The 21,706-nt window shown below is 32.8% G+C and carries 17 protein-coding genes; 3 read left to right on the top strand and 14 right to left on the bottom strand.

Annotated elements, in window-relative coordinates:
- Positions 1-293: 293 nt before the first annotated feature.
- Positions 294-3,809: a TIM-barrel domain-containing protein gene (locus ACH5TX_RS16755; RefSeq protein ID WP_439340643.1), complete on the top strand. Its 3,516-nt coding sequence runs from the start codon at positions 294-296 to the stop codon at positions 3,807-3,809.
- A 114-nt stretch (positions 3,810-3,923) separates the two neighbouring features.
- On the opposite strand, the gene ACH5TX_RS16750 is transcribed toward ACH5TX_RS16755, so the two are convergent.
- The 14 genes from ACH5TX_RS16750 to ACH5TX_RS16685 form a co-directional block, all read right to left on the bottom strand.
- Positions 3,924-5,174 (bottom strand): alginate export family protein, encoded by a 1,251-nt coding sequence (locus tag ACH5TX_RS16750; protein ID WP_439340642.1) that lies wholly within the window; start codon positions 5,172-5,174, stop codon positions 3,924-3,926.
- Between the two features lie 46 nt (positions 5,175-5,220).
- Positions 5,221-6,051 carry an ABC transporter ATP-binding protein gene (locus ACH5TX_RS16745; RefSeq protein WP_439340641.1) on the bottom strand — a complete coding sequence of 277 codons (831 nt, stop codon included), beginning with the start codon at positions 6,049-6,051 and terminating at the stop codon, positions 5,221-5,223.
- A gap of 9 nt (positions 6,052-6,060) precedes the next feature.
- The gene (locus ACH5TX_RS16740; RefSeq protein ID WP_439340640.1) at positions 6,061-6,909 is read right to left on the bottom strand and encodes an ABC transporter ATP-binding protein; all 849 of its coding nucleotides are present in this window, start codon (positions 6,907-6,909) and stop codon (positions 6,061-6,063) included.
- A 131-nt stretch (positions 6,910-7,040) separates the two neighbouring features.
- Positions 7,041-8,147: an ABC transporter permease gene (locus tag ACH5TX_RS16735; protein WP_439340639.1), complete on the bottom strand. Its 1,107-nt coding sequence runs from the start codon at positions 8,145-8,147 to the stop codon at positions 7,041-7,043.
- A gap of 28 nt (positions 8,148-8,175) precedes the next feature.
- Entirely contained in the window at positions 8,176-9,561 is a 1,386-nt protein-coding gene (locus ACH5TX_RS16730; RefSeq protein ID WP_439340638.1) for a CmpA/NrtA family ABC transporter substrate-binding protein, read from the bottom strand.
- Positions 9,562-9,986: 425 nt separating this feature from the next.
- The gene (locus ACH5TX_RS16725; RefSeq protein WP_439340637.1) at positions 9,987-10,379 is read right to left on the bottom strand and encodes a hypothetical protein; all 393 of its coding nucleotides are present in this window, start codon (positions 10,377-10,379) and stop codon (positions 9,987-9,989) included.
- A 215-nt stretch (positions 10,380-10,594) separates the two neighbouring features.
- The gene (locus tag ACH5TX_RS16720; RefSeq protein WP_439340636.1) at positions 10,595-11,305 is read right to left on the bottom strand and encodes a cytochrome c3 family protein; all 711 of its coding nucleotides are present in this window, start codon (positions 11,303-11,305) and stop codon (positions 10,595-10,597) included.
- A gap of 13 nt (positions 11,306-11,318) precedes the next feature.
- Positions 11,319-12,347 (bottom strand): 2Fe-2S iron-sulfur cluster-binding protein, encoded by a 1,029-nt coding sequence (locus ACH5TX_RS16715; RefSeq protein WP_439340635.1) that lies wholly within the window; start codon positions 12,345-12,347, stop codon positions 11,319-11,321.
- 71 nt (positions 12,348-12,418) lie between these two features.
- Positions 12,419-12,892 (bottom strand): hypothetical protein, encoded by a 474-nt coding sequence (locus tag ACH5TX_RS16710; protein WP_439340634.1) that lies wholly within the window; start codon positions 12,890-12,892, stop codon positions 12,419-12,421.
- 105 nt (positions 12,893-12,997) lie between these two features.
- On the bottom strand, positions 12,998-13,825 hold the full coding sequence (locus ACH5TX_RS16705; RefSeq protein WP_439340633.1) for a c-type heme family protein: 828 nt from the start codon (positions 13,823-13,825) through the stop codon (positions 12,998-13,000).
- A 28-nt stretch (positions 13,826-13,853) separates the two neighbouring features.
- Entirely contained in the window at positions 13,854-14,267 is a 414-nt protein-coding gene (locus ACH5TX_RS16700; protein WP_439340632.1) for a globin family protein, read from the bottom strand.
- 221 nt (positions 14,268-14,488) lie between these two features.
- The gene (locus tag ACH5TX_RS16695; protein ID WP_439340631.1) at positions 14,489-15,247 is read right to left on the bottom strand and encodes a Crp/Fnr family transcriptional regulator; all 759 of its coding nucleotides are present in this window, start codon (positions 15,245-15,247) and stop codon (positions 14,489-14,491) included.
- Positions 15,248-15,441: 194 nt separating this feature from the next.
- A complete protein-coding gene (locus tag ACH5TX_RS16690) occupies positions 15,442-16,731 on the bottom strand; it encodes an OmpP1/FadL family transporter (protein ID WP_439340630.1) in 1,290 nt (429 codons plus the stop codon).
- A 120-nt stretch (positions 16,732-16,851) separates the two neighbouring features.
- Positions 16,852-18,744 (bottom strand): hypothetical protein, encoded by a 1,893-nt coding sequence (locus tag ACH5TX_RS16685; RefSeq protein WP_439340629.1) that lies wholly within the window; start codon positions 18,742-18,744, stop codon positions 16,852-16,854.
- 183 nt (positions 18,745-18,927) lie between these two features.
- On the opposite strand from ACH5TX_RS16685, the gene ACH5TX_RS16680 reads away from it, so the two are divergent.
- Together ACH5TX_RS16680 and ACH5TX_RS16675 are read left to right on the top strand one after the other, a co-directional pair.
- Complete coding sequence (locus ACH5TX_RS16680) at positions 18,928-21,171, top strand: molybdopterin-containing oxidoreductase family protein (RefSeq protein ID WP_439340628.1); 2,244 nt, start codon at positions 18,928-18,930, stop codon at positions 21,169-21,171.
- Positions 21,168-21,701, top strand: a complete 534-nt coding sequence (locus tag ACH5TX_RS16675) for a 4Fe-4S dicluster domain-containing protein (RefSeq protein WP_439340627.1) — start codon at positions 21,168-21,170, stop codon at positions 21,699-21,701. Before ACH5TX_RS16680 ends, ACH5TX_RS16675 begins: the two co-directional genes overlap by 4 nt.
- The last annotated feature ends 5 nt before the right edge of the window (positions 21,702-21,706 follow it).

The following is a 21,706-nucleotide window of genomic DNA, read 5'->3' as shown; positions in this document are numbered from 1 at the left end:
ATTAAATAGAATATATATTTATTTTATTTAAAATGACTTACTGTCAAGCCTAGTTATCGAAGCGCCCAAATTAATACTAGATCATAAAAAACTCACTTATACATACAATATCATTTTGACAAAAAAACAGATAAATCTTCACTAAAAACACTACTAAACCATCAAGTATTAACAAAAAAAACATAATTAATTAACACAATAATAATTTGCTAACATAGTATTATATTCTGATAATTATTACTCAGTTTAAACAAGTTAATGTAATTAGTTTTACTTTTTTTAAAACTAAAACTATGAAATTAATTTACAAATTACTACTAATTACCGTTTTAATGCCCTTAATGGCAAAAGCGGCAACAATTGATCCAACCAAATCGTATTATTTAATTCAAACCCAAAATACTTCTGCAAAAGTACTTGGTGCTAACGAAAATGATGCTCCTGCAGCTATGTATGCAGAAAATGACATCACACAGCAATTTATATTTGAAGCTGTAGTTGGTCAATCAGGTGTTTATAGACTAAAAAACAGTCTTGGTTACTTATCATGGACAGGAACAGGAACAGACTTAACTTACTTAATAGTTGGTAGTGGGAAGAGCTTCTGGAGTATTGAAGATGTTGGTACAACAGGTTTTGTTGCATTAAAAAATGTAGACAGTAATACTTATTTAACTTCAAGTGACTCAACCGAAGGAACTAGTTTCAAAGTAGGAGCTTCTCTACCTAACGGCGCAAGTTTAAGTGCTTTTAAATTAGTAACAACAACTGATTTGCTAGCTAATAATGTAATCGATTCAGGATTTGAATATGGACTTGCAAATTCTGCTCCTATAGGTAAATGGGTAAATGATGTTGATGCAGTAATGGGAGGCTCAGCATCCTCAAGAGTATATACTGACCCCCAAGTAGTTACAACCGGCTCACATGCTTTTCAATTACGATTTCTTGACGATGGCAAATCTTACAATAAGATTAGTTATTTGTTAACAAATTTGAAAAAAGACGCATCTTATGACTTTAGTTTTGATTTTATCCAATTAAAATGGGATAATTTTATAGGAACATTCTCTGTTTACGCGTCTACTAGTCCTAACATAGAGTTTGGTAACAGTACCAATGTTAATGGTACAAAATTTTCATCTACACGTGCTACAAACCTTCAAGTGAAATCTGGAAAAATAGCTTTTATTGCTCCAGATACAAGTTGTTATATTGTTTTTTCGAAAGACGGCGAGTATACAGAAAATTACATAGACAATATAGCATTGGAAGAAACTCAAAATCAAAACTTAGAGTTTATTACTCCATCTAACTCAAATGTAACTAGCGAAACAACACTGCCAGGTACTTTTAAAGTTACAGGTGTAAATTTATCAAATCCTATTACCATAAGTGCTCCATCAGGTTTTACAGTATCACCAACTACTTTACCTGCAAACGCAACGGATAGTGAGGTTAGCGTTTCTTTTTCGGGTTCTTCTTCAACAAATGGAAACATCACACTAACTAGTGGTTCAGCTTCAACAACAATTAATGTTTCTGGTTACCTAACAATGAAACCTGATGCAAACACTGCTTATCACATTATACAAAACACGTCTTCGTATGCTATTGACAAAACAGATACAAACACCCCTGTTTTGTCTATCGTTGAGCAAACATCTTCTACGCAACAATTTAATTTTGAAGCTGTTGCTGGAAGTCCAAATACTTATTATATTAAAAACCAGTCAGGTGAATATCTTGAAGCAACAGCTGCAAATGAAATTAAATATGTAACAACAACTTCAGATAGATCTAAGTGGATTATTGTTGGTACAAGAGAAAAATATGTGAGATTTAGAAACTTTGTAAGTAATACTTATTTAAGAACAAATACATCTACTACCTTAGATCTTAACGACTTAGGATTAGCTGATGATGCAAATGCTTTGTTTAGTTTAACTACATCTTTTAAAATTCCACCACTTACTCCACGTTGGTGTTTAGGACATATTGTATGGGAAGATAACGGTAATACTCAAGCATCAACTACTGGGTTGGTAAATGATTATTTTGCCCATAATATGCCAGTTAATGGAGTTATTGTTGATAGCCCATGGTCAACAGCATACAGTAGTTTTGATTGGAATACAGGTCGTTACCCAACTCACGAACAAATGATAGCGGATTTTAATTCTAAAGGTGTAAAGACTATCTTATGGATGACAGGAAATATTAATAGTAAAAGTAATCCTGGAGATGTACCTATTCAAAAAGATCCTGGTTATGATTTTGCTCTTGAAAATAATTATGTTGTAAACAATGGAAGAGAATCAAGTTGGTGGAAAGGTACTGGTCTTCATCTTGATTTTACAAACCCAGATGCTGTAGCATGGTGGAATGAACGTTTGGATAAAGTTTTTGTTGATGGAGTTGCTGGTTTTAAAGTAGATCAAGGAGCAATATATTTTGGACAGAATGTTGAAACCTCTATTGGTACAATAACAAACGCAGAATTTAGACCTTATTACTACAACAGTATATTTGATTATGTTACTTCAAAAAAGACTGAAGGAATGATGGTAGGTCGTCCATTCTCTCATCAAGGAGGGTTTGCTGCATCTGTTGAAAAATTAAGTCTTGGATGGTGTGGTGATTTTTCTGGTAATTTTGGAGGTTTAAAATTACAAGTAAGTAATATATTTACTTCAGCAGAAGAAGGATATGGAGCTCCTGGTTGTGAGATTGGAGGATTCTTTGAAGAGAAATCAACTAAAAATGAATTAATTCGTTATGTACAGTTTGGTGCAATGACTGCAAGTATGATTAATGGTGGAGAAAATGGTGGTTTAACAAATCACTTACCATGGTGGCATGATGCAGGTTCAGGTAATACAGAAACAGAAGATGCATATTTTCAAGCTGTTTGGTTACACGAGCAATTAGTTCCTTATATATTTTCTAATATTGTAAAATCTCATGTATCTTCAGGTGGTTCTATAATTAAAAACTTTAATAGAGCTGAAGAAAGCCATACACTTGGTGATTTGATCTTTTCAAAAGCAATTACTTCTAGAGTAAATGATGTAACATATACGCTTCCTAACAATGGAAAATGGATTGATTTTTGGAATAGAACAACATATGCAGGAGGTACTGTAATTAATGAGACTTACGATTTTAGTAAATTTCCTTTATTCTTTAAAGTAGGGGCTATTATTCCTATGGATATTACAAATAGTTATTCTGGTATTGGTAGTGCTGCATTAGATACTTATCAAACAATGGTAATTGTACCAGATGTTGAGAATGTAAGTACTGTAGATTACTTCCGACCTTTAGGTGATGGAATTGAATATGATACATCAAAAATTTCATATGATGGACCAGGTAGTAAAATATCTGTTGATGGAAGTAGTTCTGTAAAATACGCTTTCTTATTATTAGATGTGGAAGAACCTTTAAATGTTACAAACTCAGATTCATATGAATATGATGCTGCAAAAAGAGAGCTATTGATAAAAAAAACAGGAACAAGTTTTGATATAAATATTGAATTTAAAGCTCTATCGCTAGAAGAGAATAACACTCAGGATTTTATTAATATTTTCCCAAATCCAGCAAATGATATCGTTAACATACATACTAAATCTTTTACCGATTACAGTGTTAAAATTTATAATGTAACTGGTACATTAATCTTGAATGAAAAGAAAAAAGGACATTCAGTTCTTAATCTCTCAAGATTAAATACAGGTGTATATTTTATGCGAATTGAACAAGACAATAAAATTATTACAGTAAAAAAACTTATAAAGAATTAATATTATATACTAGTAAATTAGTATTAAAATAAAACAAAAAAGAATCCCGCTTTCACGGGATTCTTAATATTAAAAACACTTAACTAACACATATAAAACCAATGTGTTATTTCATTATTTTAAAAACTTTGGCTTTATAACTATCATAGCCCAAGCCCAATTTTGACCTCCTGCTGCTAAGTCTTCAGAAATTCCCTTTAACTCATACATACCATCGCTAGCAAACATTTGAGAATACCCCAAAACTAAAGCATAACCTTTAAATTTCTTCTTATAAACTAAATCTATCTCTGTTCCTAAAGATTTCTCACCACTAGCTAATTCTTGCTCTCCACTAAAATTTAATGCTTTTACTAAAAGACTTGATGTATCGCTTAATTTAAAATTAGCACTGACATGTACGTCAAATAAACCAATTGAATTCGCATGATTACCTACATAGAAATAATCCATAAACCCATTAAATTTGTGGTTTGTTCCGTATAATGGGAAGAAAGCACCTGTTTCTCCTGCTCCACCATCATTACCACTAATAATTTCTAAACCAGCTCCTAAACCAACTTTAGCAGAAGCTTTATAAGATAAATCTAAGCCTAATAAATACGCTCCTTTAACATCAACTTCACCTTGTCTTTCACCAGTTTGTATAAAAGCATTAGCAGCTACACCAAAACTTCCTTTTTTATAATCTAAATGCGTACCTATAGTTTGTAAACTACTAATTCCGTCAGCTTCTTGGAAGCCTGTATTTAATAATAATAAACTACCTGATAAGTCTTCCCAAGCTTGTTTTAAATATAAATATTGCATGCTTTTATAAGAAAAGAATCCTGTTGTTCCATAATTAGTTCCAACCGATTGAAATCCTGTAGGATTAGAATAATCTTGATTAAAAGCTAAACCTAAATCAAACATAAATTTACCTTTCTTATATTTTAATAAAGCTGCATCATGATTACGACCTTGTTGTGCCCAGTCTAAACCTCCAAAAATCCTTTGATCGTCATACGAAATAACTTGTCGTCCTAATTTTGTTGAGAAACTTTCACCTAACTTAAGTTCTGCCCATGCTTGAAAAACGGCAAAAGAGTTGTTTTGATCATAAGGCAAAATCTGTCTGTTCTCTCCCCAAACCATAATGTCTTGAAAACTAACATAGAATTTATATGCATCAGTAGCATATCCAGCATTCAATCGAACTCTTGTTGATATTCCAAAACCTGCATCGGCATCATCTGCAATTAAACTACCGAAACCATTTCGGTATTCTGTACGTGGTCTAAACTCTCCATCTAATGTAAATTGTGCATTTGCAAACTGAACCATAACCGTCAGTATAGCAATAAATGAATAAATCTTTTTCATAATTTTAATTTTTAAGTTTGTTTAATTTGATTTGTTTATAAGGTATTTAGTGTTCTAAAAAGTCTATAAGATGTTTTCTGTATTTGTAATAATCATCGTGTTCTAAAACAGATTTTCGTGTTCTAGGTCTTTCAAAATTTACATTTAAAACATCACCTATTTTTGCTTTAGGCCCACTCGTCATCATTACTACACGATCTGCTAAAAAGATAGCCTCATCAACATCATGTGTAATCATAACAGCCGTAATTTTTTCTTTATTCCAAATTTCAATAAGAATATCTTGAAGCTCACCTCTTGTTAAAGAATCTAACATTCCAAAAGGTTCATCTAGCAGCAATACTTTAGGTTTAATAGCAAAAGCTCTAGCAATCCCTACACGTTGTTGCATACCTTGAGAGAGGTCTGACGCTTTCTTATTAAAAGCATCTTCCAATCCTACTTTTTGTAAATAATATTTAGCAATATCATTACGTTGGGCTTTGGTAGCATGAGGAAATACTTGATTAACGCCTAATAACACATTTTCAAGAGATGTCATCCAAGGCATTAAACTTGGCGACTGAAAAATAACTCCTCTATCTGGTCCTGGACCTTTTATATGCTTCCCTAAAACAGATATATTTCCACCAGAAATGGGATTCAATCCTGCAATCATAGATAACATAGTTGTTTTTCCACAACCAGAATGCCCAATAATAGTAACAAACTCTTCCTTCTTTATCTGAAGATTTAAATCTTCTAACACCACATAATCCCCTTTTGGTGTCGGATATACTTTCTTAAGGCCCTTTAAATCCAACATCACTTCATTAGAAGGAAAAAGTCCGCTATCTGTTAAACTACCTGTTTTTTTATGTTCTAGTATCGTATTCATTTAAAGCTCTTATTTAAATTGATTAACAAAATCTTTAGGACTCAAATCTGGAAGTATAAATTCTTCTTTAGATTCAGATTTCCGTTCATTTCCTATATCCATTAAATACTCAATAATGGCATTTCTTGTTTTCTTAAAATTCGGATTATCATTTAACGCCGTTTTATCTCTGGGGCGTTCAATATCAATTTTAAATTCAGGTCCTAAAGTTGCATTTGGTCCTGGGCGTAATGGTATAATGCGGTCTGCCATATAAATACCTTCATCCACATCATTTGTAATTAATAATGCTGTACGCTTATCTTTTCCCCAGATATTTAAAATTTCATCTTGTAAATTTCCACGCGTTAAAGCATCTAAAGCACCTAAAGGCTCATCCATAATTATCATTTCAGGCTTCATAGCTAATGCTCTAGCAACAGCAACACGTTGTCGCATACCACCCGATAATTCTTTAGGACGTTTATTTATGGCAGGCGTTAAGCTTACCATTTCTACATAATCCTTAACAATCTCTTGTAGTTCGGCTTTGCTTTTTTTAGGAAATGCCTCTTTAACAGCCATAAAAACATTTTGTCCAACAGTTAACCAAGGCAATAATGAATAATTCTGAAAAATAACTCCGCGTTCATGACTCGTATCAACAACAGGTTGACCTTTAAACAACACTTCACCTTTTGTAGGTTTTATAAGTCCGTTTATAAGGTTCACCAAGGTTGTTTTGCCACTACCAGTAAAACCAACTATGGCAACAAATTCACCTTCTTCAATAGATAAATTAATATTAGAAAGTACTTCTGTAGCATCATCGGCTTGCCCGTAAGTTTTATATATATTATTTAATTCTAAGTATGCCATTTTCGTTTATTGTTTATGCAATTATTTTTATTTGGGCGTTACCCAAGGGTCGGGCTTTACGTTGCAAGTCCTCGCTCCTACCGTCGCTGTGGGCTTTCCTCTGCAATCCCTAACGCAAACAGAGCCTGTTCTTAAATTCCGTCATTTTTATTAAAAGACACCATATTCTGAATGGTAAGCATGATTCTATCTAAAAGAAAACCAATGATTCCAATAACAAACATGGCAACAATAATTTTTGAGTTAGAGTCGTTAGCACCGTTTTGGAATTCTTCCCAAACAAACGATCCTAAACCTGGACTTTGAGCTAAAAGTTCAATAGCAATTAAAACCATCCACGCTACCGATAATGTAATTTTTAAACCTGTAAAAATTAATGGTAACGACGATGGCAATACCACTTTAAATATTTTCTGAATAGGACCAAGTTTCAACACTTTCGCAACATTTATATAATCTTTATCTACAGACGATACACCCATAGCCGTATTAACCAAGGTTGCCCACATAGAACAAAAACCAACACTTATAAACGAAATGATAAACGAACTATCTTCATTAGAATCTATCAATATTGTTTTAATAATCATGAATACCAATAAGTACCAAACCACAGGAGAAACAGGTTTAAATATTTGAATAAACCAGTTAAAAGCACTTTTTAAAGTAGGACTTAGCCCTATAAAAACACCTAATGGAACTGCAATTATTAAAGCTAGTAGAAACCCCGCAAATACGGTTTTTATACTCATAACAATCTGGTCTACAAACGATGGACGACCTGTATAAGTAATAGCTGCTTTTCCTTCTGCTAAGCGTTTTTCGTTTAAAGCAGCTGTTTTTTCTATAAAAGCAGCTTTATCGGCACTAATAATATTATGATCTTTAAGAAGCGCTTTATACGATTGCCAAACTTGGGCAGGAGACGGTAATGTGTTCGGTTGGCAACTAATATCGCCCGATGCAATACATGCTTTTAAAGCATCGGCAGCCTCCTGTCCTTGTTCGGTTAACGCCTTTTCTATTTTAAAATCGGCTTCTTTATTATATAACGATTTGGCACCCATATGCCACAATCCTATAAATAAAAGTATAGAAGCAAGTGGCACAACCACTTTTCTTAAGAAATTTCTAAAATCTTCTTTTTCCAGTTTCCCTGTAAATAAATCTTTTAAAGTACTTAAAAAACCTAATCCCATAAATGCTGATATTCTTCCTAATGTTATGCTTTGCTTCATGACTACTAATATTTATTATATAATCTTTTTACTTGTCTTTGTTTCCTATTGAAAAACTGTTGATGTAACCTATAGGGTCTTTAGCATCATACTTTGTTCCATCAATAAAATCGGTTGTAGCTGGTTTATAACCATCTGTACTTGGTATATCGGCTGCTGGAATATGTCCTTCTGCGACTAATAAATCGGCTGCTTTTTTCCAGATATCTGGACGGTATATATCTTTAATAGTTTCTTCATACCATGCAGCAGATTTAGCTTCAGGAATTTGTCCCCAACGACGCATTTGTGTTAAAAACCAAATACCATCAGAGTAGAAAGGATAGGTTGCATTGTACTTATAGAATACGTTAAAATCTGGCATCTCACGTTTATCACCTTTTTCAAATTCAAACGTTCCAGTCATAGAATTAGCTAATACCGCTTCATCTGCACCAACATACTGAGACATTGATAATATTTTCACCGCTTCTGCTCTATTACTTGGTTCGTCTAACCATTTTCCTGCTCTAATTAATGCTTTCGTTACAGCAATAGCTGTGTTTGGATTTTCATCAACAAACTTCTTTGTCATTACAAATACTTTTTCTGGATTGTTTTTCCAGATATCGTAATTAGTAACAACTGGCACACCAATACCTTTAAATACGGCTTGCTGATTCCATGGCTCACCTACACAGTATCCATAAATAGTTCCTGCTTCAAGCGTCGCTGGCATTTGTGGCGGAGGTGTTACAGATAATAAAACTTCTGCATCAATTTGACCTTGTACATTTTCTGCTGTGTACATACCTGGGTGAATACCCGCAGCTGCTAACCAATATCTAATTTCATAGTTGTGCGTAGATACTGGAAATACCATACCCATTTTAAAAGCTTTACCGCTATTTTTATACTCTGTAATTACAGGCTTTAAAGCATCTGCTTTTATTGGGTGTACAGGTTTACCATCGGCACCTTTAGGTACATTTGGTTTCATTTTTGACCAAACATCGTTTGATACTGTAATACCATTTCCGTTTAAATCCATTGAAAACGCAGTAACCAAATCGGCTTGTCTACCAAAACCAGCACCTGCTGCAATTGGTTGTCCTGCTAACATATGAGAACCATCTAATTGGCCATCAATAACACGATCTAAAATATTTTTCCAGTTTGATTGTGCTTCAACCGAAACAAATAATCCTTCATCTTCAAAAAAACCTTTTTCTTTTGCTATAGCTAAAGGCGCCATATCTGTTAACTTTATAAAACCAAATGTTAATTGAGGTTTTTCAATTTCTAAAGTTTTTGTTTTTGAAGTTTCTGCAACAACTTCTTCAGTTACAGCCTTCTTCTTTTCTTTTCCTCCACAAGAAAGTAACAGTAAAGAAACTGATAAGATCCATGTTGATTTTGTTAGTAATGATTTCATATAGATAATTTTAAATTAATTAAGTAGTAATACTTATTTTTTGACAAATATATACGTAGTCTTAATTATATTTAATGTCAATACCCATGTAAAAACCACTTTTTACAACATAATGAAACCTGCTAAAAAACATAAAAACAAAATAACCAGCTGAAAATCAGAAGAAAACAAACTACGTATATACATTCAAATACCTAAGTAGCTTGTAGTTTTATAAAAATATTACGGTCATATCTATACAAATAAGATATAAATAGTATGAAATGAATAAAAAATTAGAAAAAGCTAATAAATGAAGTGACAGCCAAAGTATAAATCAGCAATTTTTTTAACATGAATGTATTGTATGGCAACTTAATTTAGAGCTGCATTTGGGAAAGTATTTAAATCGTTCATAATACTCATTTTTTCATCGAACAATTAATTTACCTCAAATCACTCTTAGCCTCAGTAACATCACGAAATGTTGGTGAATTCTCAGTTATTCTTCCTGCGCCTTTTTTATTGATTTTGAAAGTAACATCCTTTGTTGTAGTAAACAAAAGAACAGACCAAAAAGACGTTTTTAAATATGGCTTTAAAAACACAAAAGCATCATCTAAAGTCATCTCCTGTTCCTCATCTTCGGTATCTCTAGATTGGTAACGCAATTTCACTAAAACCTTAGAGCCACCATCTGAAGAAATAGGTCTAACAAAGATATTTCTCAAGTTAGGCTTACCAATGGTCTTTGCCATCGTTAATTTGGCAAAACGACCTGCTTCGAAACTTTCTTTTACTTGTTCCCAGAAAAGAACAAACACATCTTGATACGGCATAAACTAAAGATTGGTGATGATTTTTTTTAATACTACAAAAGTAACATTAATAAATTAAAACCTATCAGAAACAGACCTAATGGTTAGTTAAAACGGGAATCTAAATAGCAAGTAGAAATTATATCAGAAAAATGAGAAAATAGCAATTCATGAGAGATTCAGACAAAACTACGTGAAGCATCTAAATTGAATTGTTTTTTAATAAGAAATGCCCCCTATTCTTTTTTTAGCTTTTTTAACCAATCAAGCTCTGATAATCCAGTATATTTTTTATCATTACCAAAAGGGTCATCGCCGCCATCAAAATATTTTTGTAAAGCATACATTGGTATCGTGTCCTTTAAAGAAGTAGGCACTTCGTACCTATGATTTCCATGAAAATCGTGACATTGAATACAAGTTGTCCATTGCTCGTTAGCTATTAACTTTTGATGACTAATATCTAAAGGATCATTTTCTACAACCAGTTCTTGGTGGCAGTTCATACAATAATCAATTGAAGCCACTGAAACACGTTCTCCATGATGTTCTGAGTGACAAGTAATACATGTAGTTGCATCAATAACTTTTATTGCTTCTTTAAATCTAGGCTCAGAAAACCGGTGATTTGGGTGTCTATCATTAGGTCTATCATGACATTCTAAACAATTAACAACCGTTACATCTTTTGTTCCAAAATCGACCCCATTTGCTCTAGTCCCAACTGCATGAGAAATATTAGACTGTATTTGTTGAACTAAATTTCCTTTTGCATCAGCATGACATGCTACACAAGACATATCATTATGTCCAGCATTCATTGGTCCAATAGACACATATTTTTCAGAAACATCTAAAGTTAAAATAAAACATATAAGACCTCCTAGTATTATACCTACTACACCTCCTATAAACTGTCTTTTTCTTAAGGGACTAACTTTAAACATAATTTATTATTTATTACAATTCAATAACAACCGATTCACTTTCAGGATAGCTAACACAGGTTAGTATTTTACCATTACTTACTTCTTTTTCATCAAGAAAATGTCCATCTATCATTTTAATATCACCAGACACACAAGTAGCTTTGCAGGTAGAGCACATACCAGAACGACACGAATATGGTAATGCTATATTATCAGACATGGCTTGCTGAAGTATCGATTTATCGCCTCTTACTTTTATAGCATGTACTTGACCATTAGTTTTAATAGTAACATTACTTATTAAATCTTTTCCAGATAGTTTAATAGTTGGTGCTTTAAAAACTTCAATCTTAATTTTTTCTCTTGAAATACCGTTCAACTTTAAAAGTTCTTTGGCTTTTTCCATGTAACCAAATGGACCGCAAATCATATAAGTATGATCTTCAAATTTAAGGTTGTGTTTAATAAAAATTTTAGCCAGTAAATCTTCAGAAAGCAAACCTGAATGGTAATTTTCCTTTTCTTCTTGTAAAAAAGACAAAATATGTTCTACAAAAAACTGATTTGGATATTGCTTTAAAAGTATTTCTATTTCTTTATGAAAAATTATAGAATTTATATTTTGATTCGCATATATAAGTATGATTTTAGAATTTTCTTCTGTAGCTAAAACAGATTTTATTATAGAAAAAACAGGCGTTACACCACTGCCTCCTGCAAACAAAACGTACGTTTTAATATTGTTTTTTTTAGGTTCAATAAAAAATGAGCCCATAGGTTTATCTACTTCTAACTTATCTCCAACTTTTAAATAATCATGCACATAATTAGATACCAACCCTTTATCTACTCGCTTAATGGTGATTTTTAAATCTTTATCTGTCTTAGGGCTACTACTAAATGAATATGCTCTTTTATGAATCTGACCATTTATAGGAACATGTATAGTAAGAAACTGTCCTGGTTTATATGAAAGCTTGTTGAAAAAACCACCATTTTTAAAGCAGATGCTCAATGCATCAGGAGTTTCCTTTATAATATCTTTTACTAATAATTTCATTTAGTTATAATCGTTTTTAATAGGATATTACGTTTCTATTGATGTAGCTTAAATTTAATAATGACGTTGTTTTATTTATAATAGAACACAACACCAATATGAAAGAACATTATGATGGTTATTATAATGGAAAATGATACATGACAAATCATCCAACCTTTAAACAACAAATCGCTGCTATTCTTTATTACATCTAAGTTTATGTACCCAATTAGGGCATTTGCAAAAAAGAGATACGTAAGTAACGCTAAGTAGCCATAACCTAGAGCCATACTATGAACATAAAAAAACAGAGGACTTAAAGCGCCTAACCACTTATGAATAGCCGTCATTTTTAGAGCATATTTTCGTAGTTTTTTAACCACACGAGTTAAAGACAAAACCCATTGAAATGTAATTAGTAATGCTAACCCTAAACCAGACCAACGTTTATACATTTCTTCTTGCTGTAACTCATACAACCATGCCCATTCAAGTTTAAATAAAAACTGAATAAAAAACAGCAACAGTAATACTAGTCCTAAAATGGTAGATTTGCTTTTCATGTATTTTTATATTTATAATAATACTTAGTAAATAATTTGCTCACAGCTAATCGCAAAAAACTAGCTGTGATAACAAACTACTCTTCCCTTCTTCAATACTTTATATTAATTTGATGCCACCAGTTTTTTCATGGTTTCATATGATGCTAATTTTCTAACACTATCAAGAAAAACTTCTGCTGTTGGCAAATACTTTCCTTCTGCAGGCCATTTTTTTCCAATCTCTGGTTTTTCGCTCTCTTTAAAGTTTTTAATTTCATCTAAATATTCTAAATAAATATCTACAGTTCCTTTAGAATAAGCGTTTAATACAGCTACTGTTTCTTTATATGTTAATGAATCTTTAGGGTATTGCCATGTGGTTGCGCCCATAACATCTCCTAGTTTCCAATCTGTTTTTGGAGATTGTGCATGTCCATTATGGCAAGACACACACGCTCCAGCACCAGCAACATCAGCAAACATTGCCGTGTGCAGTTTTTGATCTTCATCATAAAAAAATTGCGGTTTTTGGTCTACTTTAATTTTATCAAAAAGATCCGCTTGCTTACCTACAAACTTATTTGCTGCATTTACTGGAAAATCAGATCCTAAATATAACCCTAATGGCACCGGGCTTTTTGTTATACTTGTAGCAACACCTCTTAAAAACAATGCAGGTAACGGACCAGCTTCTACATCATCTTTTCTCCAATCTTCATCAAACTTCATTCCCTGTGTTTTTCCTTTTCCAACAATAGCCTTAGTATATAAGGTTCTAGTAACATCATTTTCTTTTGAAACCATTTCTAAAACTTCTGAAACAGAAAACACATTTTCTTCTGCACTTCCTTTTGGTGTTTCTTCAGCTACGCCTCCACATGAAAACAAACTAATAGAAACCATACATATCATTGAAATTTTTATACTTTTTAATACTATATTCTTTTTCATAATTTTTGGAATTTTTAATTGGTTAGTTTTAATAAGCAGCTTCAATCATTACTGTAGACATGGTTGTATACACAGAGGTCCAAGCCTCTTCAACTTCAGGAGTAAAATCGTCACCTAAACCAGCAGATAATGTCCCCAACAATGCAGCACCAACAGTATTATAATGTGATGGCTCAACTCTATACTCCACATGTTTCTTACCTAAATTTTGTAACACAGGCACTAAAGCTTCTAAATTACTTAATCCAGCAACTGCAGCTGCTAACATAGTCATTAGCTTATTTCCTTGTGTTTTCATTGCCTCCTCACCTGAAGGAAATAATGGTTTTAAAGCGGGATCTAATTCAAATAGTTTTGAATAAAATATTTCGGCAGCAGTTGCAGCTATAGGTTTAACTTTTTCAAAAGATTCTTGAACTAAGGTGATTGTTTTTTGTTCCATAATTTAAGTTTGTTTATGATTAGTAATCTATCAACACTTAAATAAGTATTAATACTTATTATTGAAGCAAAAATAAATGGACTTTTTGAAATTAAGTATGGTATTAATCAGACCAAAACATATTTTTAGAGCATACTAAAACATGCGAAAAAGCAGATTTTAAAACTGCAGTTACATCATAAAAAATAAATAATTAAAAAGAAGTTGTATCTATAAATTAGTTAACTATCTAAGTAGAAGTTATGCTCACTAATCTCATTTTTAAGAAGTTGAATATCTGAAATTCCTATTTTTTTTCCTTTAGCGTTAATAAGATTTTCCTTTTTTAATGCAGAAAACACTCTTATTACTTGTTCCTCTGTAGTACCTGCATAGTCCGCATATTCTCGCCTACTTAGAGAAACATCTAGAAACCCTTTATTATCTCCAAATTTTCTATGTATATATAATAAAGAATCAATAACACGTTCACGAACTGTCATTTGAGAAATGGACTTAACTTTAGACTCACTTCTATTTAATTCGTTAGCATAAAAAAGCATAAAATCGTAAGCAAACTTAGGATGCCTTAGTAAAGCTTCTTGTAAATTATTTTTAGAAAAATAGCATAGTGTTGTATCTTCTAAAGCAATAGCACCAATAGAATAATACTCTTCTGTACCAAAACCACGATGTCCAATAATTTCACCAGTTTTGGCAAAACGAACAATTTGCTCTTTTCCGTTAATACCTGTTCTAAAGACCTTTACTTTACCTTTTAAAATGAAAAACAAGCCATTTACTGGGGCGCCTTCAATGATAAATTGCTGACCTTTTTTACATTTTAAATTGTTTTTCTCATTAACAATTGAATAACTATCTAATACCGCTAAATTTCTTTTTATTAAACACGAATAGTTTTCACAGGAATTACAAGAAACATCATAAGATGTTCGCTTTCTAGTTGATGTCGAGATAGTATGCCTAGTAATAGTTTCCAATATTTACTTAATAAGATTAAACAAATATAAGTATTAATACTTAATTTATTTGTAAAATACTTATTTTTGAGAGTTCATTAAAAAACCACAGCTATTATTATCACATATAAAATATTAACAGTTCTTTTTTATTATAAAACAAAACAACCTCTTAAAAAGAGGTTGTTTTTAAATCATTAAAAATTTTATTTATACTACTTACCAAAGGTATAATTCACACCTACCATAATCATAGAAGTTGTCATATCGTAAGCAATCTCGCTAGTAGGAACCGCTCCGTATGGTGGATTGCTTGGTATTAACATTGGGTTAAGTATTGATCCAGACGTTTTTCCATCACTTGCTCCATAATGATAAACGGCATCAAATTTCCATGTATCACTTATATCATAGCTAAACCCAAATTGATACGCATTTTGTATAATGGCTGTTGCTGGAATATTAAAAAAGGCAACTTCACCATCAATAGGATTAGAACTATAGGTATACCCTATTCTCAATGGTAATTTATTAATTCCTTTATACTGTAACCCTGCCGATATTACCGACATATTTTTCCAACCAAAACCACTTACAGAAGCTGTTTGCGTCCATCCTGTTGTTGAGAAGCCATCTGTATTTTCATAATCGACTCTTCTAAAATCAAGCGCAAAATCAATATCGTTTAATGAATACCCTAAACCTATTGATAAAATAGCTGGGTAATCCATTTGAAATTTATTTTTACTTGTTGAATTATCTAAATACGTATTATCAAATTCAAATTCACTAAACTTTTGAGCAGTTTTATAAGAAGCCCCTAGCTTTAAGCCAACTCCAGAATCATAAAACACACCAATTTGTGCTCCAAAGCCCATTGCCGAAGCTTTATCTGTTGAAGGATAACCTGCTGCAGACGGATTTGCTGTTGGATTAGGCGCCAACTCTAAAGCAGCATAATTAAATGTTGGTTCTATACCAATTGATATTTTATCTGTTAATTCATAAGCCCAAGTAAGTCCAACTTGCATTAATAAATAATCGGATTCTATATGACCAAAACCGCCCATACTTTGCGGCATATTAATAGGATTTGTTGTGCTTTCAGGAAAAGTAACTCCAAAACCACTAATACCAAAAGCCGAAACACCAAAAGTATGCTTGCTATCAGCCTTACCCCAAACCATTGCTAATGCAGGCATTGGAGAAACACCTCTATCATCCTTTGTATTGCCACTAAAAGGACCTGCCGGTGTAGGCACCGTTGAATATAATTCTGGTGAAGAATAAAACATTCCAATATCAAACTTAAAGATTTTATCATCAAAAGTAGATATGGAAGCTGGGTTCCATTGCAATGCACCAGAGATATCTAATGGTTGCGCCGTTGACGCACCTCCCATAGACATGTTTACGGCTCCAACACCTTGCATAATGTGACCAACTTGTGAAGTCGCACTAATAGAAAAAAGCAAAAACAGAATTTTTAGAATATTTGTTTTCATAATTATTTATGTTTAGTTAGTATAAATATTTTTTAAAATTACTTACTAAAGCAACGGTTAACTATGACTTTTATCATGGTATTTATTTTGCAATTCTGAGCACAATATAAATGAGATAAATTACTCTTTAGGCAAAACGCAAGATTCACTAATAGTTTTTAACATAGGTTTTAAACCAAACTCTAAAGTCTGTACCATAACTTCAGATTCATCTTTATGGCATTGCAAACAAGCTCCAACAAGAAGTAATCGTTTTTGTTCTTCTACAGTAAATGGTCTAAAATCGGTTCTGGTTGAGTTTACCGTATTCTTATCGACCTCTTTCAAAAAAGGAATCCATGCGTCTTCAGGTAAATTATCATGGCTATTTAATGCATATTCAGGCGTGAATAACCAGGCTCCTTTATTATCCTTTATTTTATAAACCAACGAACCTTTTCCATAACCTAAAGCAGCAGCGTTAGAATGACAGGATGCACAATTACGCACCTCTTTTGTTGTGGTATGTGGAGAATTGGGTGCATACAACCTATGAAACAAAAGTGCTTCTCCTGTTGTTTTTTTAGTGTAACTATTTAAATCTATAGTCATAATCATTCCAGGAATGGCAGGTTCAATAGTTCGACCTTCACTATTCTCACGTACACCCATTGCAGGAAGTGATGATGAAAATTCTGCAACATATTCTTTCCATTGTCCTTTTACATACTTTTTATCTAACAAATCGAAAGCTTTTGGTTCTTCTTTATCAAACTCTTGATGACAACCAATACAGCGCGGTGTCCATGAAGAATGACACGATGCACAACTTACATTTTTATGTGCATTATCTCTAGAACAAACATCTCCTTGAGGTTTTAAAGCATGTAACTTGCCATCCTTCTTCCCGATTAAAAAAGCATCACCAAGCGTATCTACATAGGTATTCACTAGTGGATGATTATCTTTTTTGGCTACTAAAATTTGTTTATCATTATGCTTATAATCTCTATGAGAAAAAACAAGAAAACTTTCTCTATCTAAAGAATCATACGGAATCGTATTAGGCTTCTCTTTAAAATGACAATCTATACATTGAATCTTCACTGCTTGTTCTGCATGTGCATACGTTTTACCATCTCCCATAACCTCATGTGATGAATGACAATCTATACATAACAGCCCCTTTGTATGATGCACATCTTCTTCAATATATTTATAAACCCGCTTGTCTTCTAAAACCTGATAACCTGTTTTATGAGTTACTTCACCTTCATCTAATAATGTTTCTTGAAGTCCTATATAATTCGTCGAAATTCTACTAGAACGACTATGACAACCAAAACAATGTGTGTCATTAACAAAAACATTTGTAGAAGGATGAAATTTTGGTAATTCGGTTTTATCTGAAGCTAAATAATTATCCAGATCATGTTTAGCTTCTTTTGAATAATTCAAATGACACGCATTACAACCACCTCCTCTACTCAATTGATTTATGGGAGCATATGTTGTTTTTTCTGCTCCTAAATGACAGTTTGCACACAAATCTCTTAGATGTTTATCTGAAGCTGAGTTTTTGATATCCTTTATATGGTAATGATAATTTAAACTATCAGCTTCACCAAAAACAAATTTATCTACCGCTACAATACCACTATTAGTCGTCATTAAAGAGTTTTCTATTTTATGCAACTCACTAGAATGACATTTTCCGCAGGTGTTTTTAGCATCTGATAAATTTCCAGGAATTAAAATCATACCTTCATGAGCCTCTCCTTTATCAATAGAAATTGTATTTCCTAAATGACAACTAGCACAACCTATTATACTAGGATCATGATATTTAGAATAACCTTTTGTATTTTGATGACATTGAAGGCAGGATTCTGTGTTTGAAAACTCGGTTTTTACATACTTATTTTTATAAACACCTTCCGATTTAAAAAAAACATTATTCCTAACACAAAATAGAGTTGCTAATAGCAAAAAAGCCATTATAAAAAGTGCTATTGAATATCTTTTTGTCTTCATCAATTAATCCGTTATTCAAATTTACAACAAATTAAAATGATCTTCATTTAAAACAATTAATACAACTTTAAAATTAATTACTATGTAACATTTGTTACATACAAAACACTGATTACATGATAATTATCATAATTTCGGTTGTTTTTTGTATATACTTTTATCACTGTATAAACAGTAATATATATGACTACTTCGAGACGAAAATTCATTAAAATTTCTGCATTAGGATTAGGAGGAATTGCCGCATCCGTTTCAGCATTAAATGCCTTTGGTAAAAACTCATATTTGAATGACGTAGTTGCTAAAAACATTGTAAAAAATCTAAAAAAAACAGCCACTTATTGCGAGGTATGTTTTTGGAAATGTGCAGCTTGGGCTTATACCAATGAAAATAGCGAAATCAAAAAAATTATTGGTAATGATGATGATCCACATTGTAATGGTCGCCTTTGTCCAAGAGGAACAGGAGGCGTTGGCATGTACCATGATGAAGACCGACTAAAAACACCTTTAATAAGAACCACTATAAATGGTGAAGAAACTTATAGAGAAGCTAGTTGGGAAGAAGCGCTAGATTTAATTGCCTCAAAATTTAAAGATATAAAAGAAACATACGGTGCAGAATCTGTTGCATTACTTAAACACGGTTCTCCAGGAAGTCATTTAGAACATTTATTTAAAGCTTTTGGTTCTGATACTATTGCCGAACCTGCTTACGCACAATGTCGAGGCCCTAGAGAAACCGGTTTCGGACTCACCTTTGGCTCATGGATTGGTTCTCCAGAACCTACAGATATTAGAGACACTAAATGTTTAGTCCTTATTGGCTCTCATATTGGAGAAAACATGCATAATAGCCAAGTTCAAGAAATGTCAGACGCTATTGATAATGGAGCAACTATTATTACTGTAGACCCTAGACTTTCTACAGCAGCTAGTAAATCGAAACACTGGTTAGCTATAAAACCTGCTACCGATATTGCTTTGCTACTTTCTTGGATGCATGTATTAATAGAAGAGGATTTATACAATAAAAAATATGTTGATAAATATGCTTTAGGTTTTGATGAATTAAAAGCACACGTTAAGCCATTTACACCAGAATGGGCCTATGGAATAACGACTATAAAACCAGAAGAAATAAGAAGAACAGCTAGAACAATGGCTGCAGCAGCACCATCTGTTATTGTACATCCTGGACGCCATGTAACTTGGTATGGCGACGATTCGCAAAGATCAAGAGCTATTGCAATTTTAAACGGATTATTAGGTTCTTGGGGAAACAGAGGAGGTTTCTACTTTAAAGAAAGTCATAAACCACCAAAATTTCCACATCCCAAATATCCAGAACCAAAATGGGGTTGGCATGATTTAGGAAAACAATATCCTTTTGCCGAAATGGGGATTACATCAGAATTAGTAAAAGCAACAATACCTAATAAAGATAACAAACACCCTATAAAAGCGTGGATGGTTGCTGGAACCAACTTAATTAACACCTTACCACAACGCGAAAAAACAATTGAAGCCATTAATGCGGTCGATTTTATGGTTGTTATTGATACCATGCCTATGGAAATTACAGGTTATGCAGATGTTGTTCTTCCTGAATGTACATATTTAGAACGCTATGATGGTATAAGAGCAGCTACAAATAGAACACCGTCTATTGCTGTTCGAATTCCTGCTGCAAAACCTAAATACAACTCAAAACCAGCATGGTGGATTAGTAAAGAAATTGGTGAACGACTTGGCTTAGGAGATTATTTTAAATACAACGATTTTGAAGAAGTCATCGAATGGCAACTAAACAAAATGGGGACTTCATTAGAAGAAATGAAGAAAATTGGTGTCAAAAAATTTGAAAGAGCGTCTGGTCCACTTTTCTTAGAAGATGGTCAAGATTATGAATTTGGAACACCAAGCGGAAAAATTGAACTCTATTCTCACGAATTAGCCGAAAAAGGTTTTGATCCTATGCCTGTTTACACGCCACATTCACAACCACCACAAGGATTCTATAGACTAAATTATGGTAGATCGCCTATGCATACTTTTAGTAGAACTATAAACAATCCTAATTTAAGTGATTTAAAAGATGAAAACACCCTTTGGGTAAACCCTAAAGTGGCTCGCATTTTAGATTTAAAAAAAGGTCAAGAAGTTTGGCTAAAAAACCAAGATGGTAGACTTTCTACATTCTCAATAAAAGTGAGAGTTACCGAAAGAATTAGATGGGATTCTGTGTACATGTATCATGGTTTTGGACACAATAATAAAAAATTAACCAGAGCTTTTGGAAAAGGTGTTAGCGATACCGAATTAATTTCAAAAGTTGTTATAGATCCTCTTATGGGAGGCACAGGACTTAGAGGAAATTTTGTTTCCATTTTAACTGAAAATCCACATAAAAATACTGAGATATGAGATATGCCATGGTAATAGACACTTTAAAATGTGTTGGATGTAGTGATTGCGTGGTTGCCTGTCAAACAGAAAACGATGTACCCATTGGTTACTGTAGAGATTGGATTACCGAAACGGTATCTGGTACATACCCTAACATTGCTTTAGAATTAAAATCTGAAAGATGTAACCACTGTGAAAACGCACCTTGTGTAAGATGTTGTCCTACCGGAGCAAGCCATATTGTTGATGGTGGTATTGTTTTAGTAACTGCCAATGAATGTATTGGATGTGGTGCTTGCATAGAATCTTGTCCTTATGACGCACGTTACCAACACCCTGATGGTTATGTAGATAAATGTACATTCTGTCATCACAGACTAAAAAAAGGACAACTACCAGCATGTGTTTCTGTATGCCCTACAAAGTGCATGTATTTTGGAGATTTAGACAATCCTAACAGCGAAGTTTCACAATTATTAAAGAATAGAAAATACAAAACATTAGCTCCTGAAGCAGGAACCAATCCACACGTATTTTACTTAATTTAAAAAAT

The sequence above is a fragment of the Thalassobellus citreus genome (assembly GCF_044385915.1).
Taxonomy (GTDB): domain Bacteria; phylum Bacteroidota; class Bacteroidia; order Flavobacteriales; family Flavobacteriaceae; genus Thalassobellus; species Thalassobellus citreus.
Note: the sequence above shows the minus strand (reverse complement) of the source record. Positions and strands in the feature narration are given on the sequence as shown.

Bases quoted from the DNA above. Each gene is read 5' to 3' on its own strand.
- ACH5TX_RS16750 (WP_439340642.1), bottom strand. From the start codon at position 5,174: ATGAAAAAGATTTATTCATTTATTGCTATACTGACGGTTATGGTTCAG.
- ACH5TX_RS16735 (WP_439340639.1), bottom strand. From the start codon at position 8,147: ATGAAGCAAAGCATAACATTAGGAAGAATATCAGCATTTATGGGATTA.
- ACH5TX_RS16700 (WP_439340632.1), bottom strand. From the start codon at position 14,267: ATGGAACAAAAAACAATCACCTTAGTTCAAGAATCTTTTGAAAAAGTT.
- ACH5TX_RS16685 (WP_439340629.1), bottom strand. From the start codon at position 18,744: ATGAAGACAAAAAGATATTCAATAGCACTTTTTATAATGGCTTTTTTG.
- ACH5TX_RS16715 (WP_439340635.1), bottom strand. From the start codon at position 12,347: ATGAAATTATTAGTAAAAGATATTATAAAGGAAACTCCTGATGCATTG.
- ACH5TX_RS16690 (WP_439340630.1), bottom strand. From the start codon at position 16,731: ATGAAAACAAATATTCTAAAAATTCTGTTTTTGCTTTTTTCTATTAGT.
- ACH5TX_RS16740 (WP_439340640.1), bottom strand. From the start codon at position 6,909: ATGGCATACTTAGAATTAAATAATATATATAAAACTTACGGGCAAGCC.
- ACH5TX_RS16675 (WP_439340627.1), top strand. From the start codon at position 21,168: ATGAGATATGCCATGGTAATAGACACTTTAAAATGTGTTGGATGTAGT.
- ACH5TX_RS16725 (WP_439340637.1), bottom strand. From the start codon at position 10,379: ATGCCGTATCAAGATGTGTTTGTTCTTTTCTGGGAACAAGTAAAAGAA.
- ACH5TX_RS16730 (WP_439340638.1), bottom strand. From the start codon at position 9,561: ATGAAATCATTACTAACAAAATCAACATGGATCTTATCAGTTTCTTTA.
- ACH5TX_RS16745 (WP_439340641.1), bottom strand. From the start codon at position 6,051: ATGAATACGATACTAGAACATAAAAAAACAGGTAGTTTAACAGATAGC.
- ACH5TX_RS16710 (WP_439340634.1), bottom strand. From the start codon at position 12,892: ATGAAAAGCAAATCTACCATTTTAGGACTAGTATTACTGTTGCTGTTT.
- ACH5TX_RS16705 (WP_439340633.1), bottom strand. From the start codon at position 13,825: ATGAAAAAGAATATAGTATTAAAAAGTATAAAAATTTCAATGATATGT.
- ACH5TX_RS16720 (WP_439340636.1), bottom strand. From the start codon at position 11,305: ATGTTTAAAGTTAGTCCCTTAAGAAAAAGACAGTTTATAGGAGGTGTA.
- ACH5TX_RS16755 (WP_439340643.1), top strand. From the start codon at position 294: ATGAAATTAATTTACAAATTACTACTAATTACCGTTTTAATGCCCTTA.
- ACH5TX_RS16680 (WP_439340628.1), top strand. From the start codon at position 18,928: ATGACTACTTCGAGACGAAAATTCATTAAAATTTCTGCATTAGGATTA.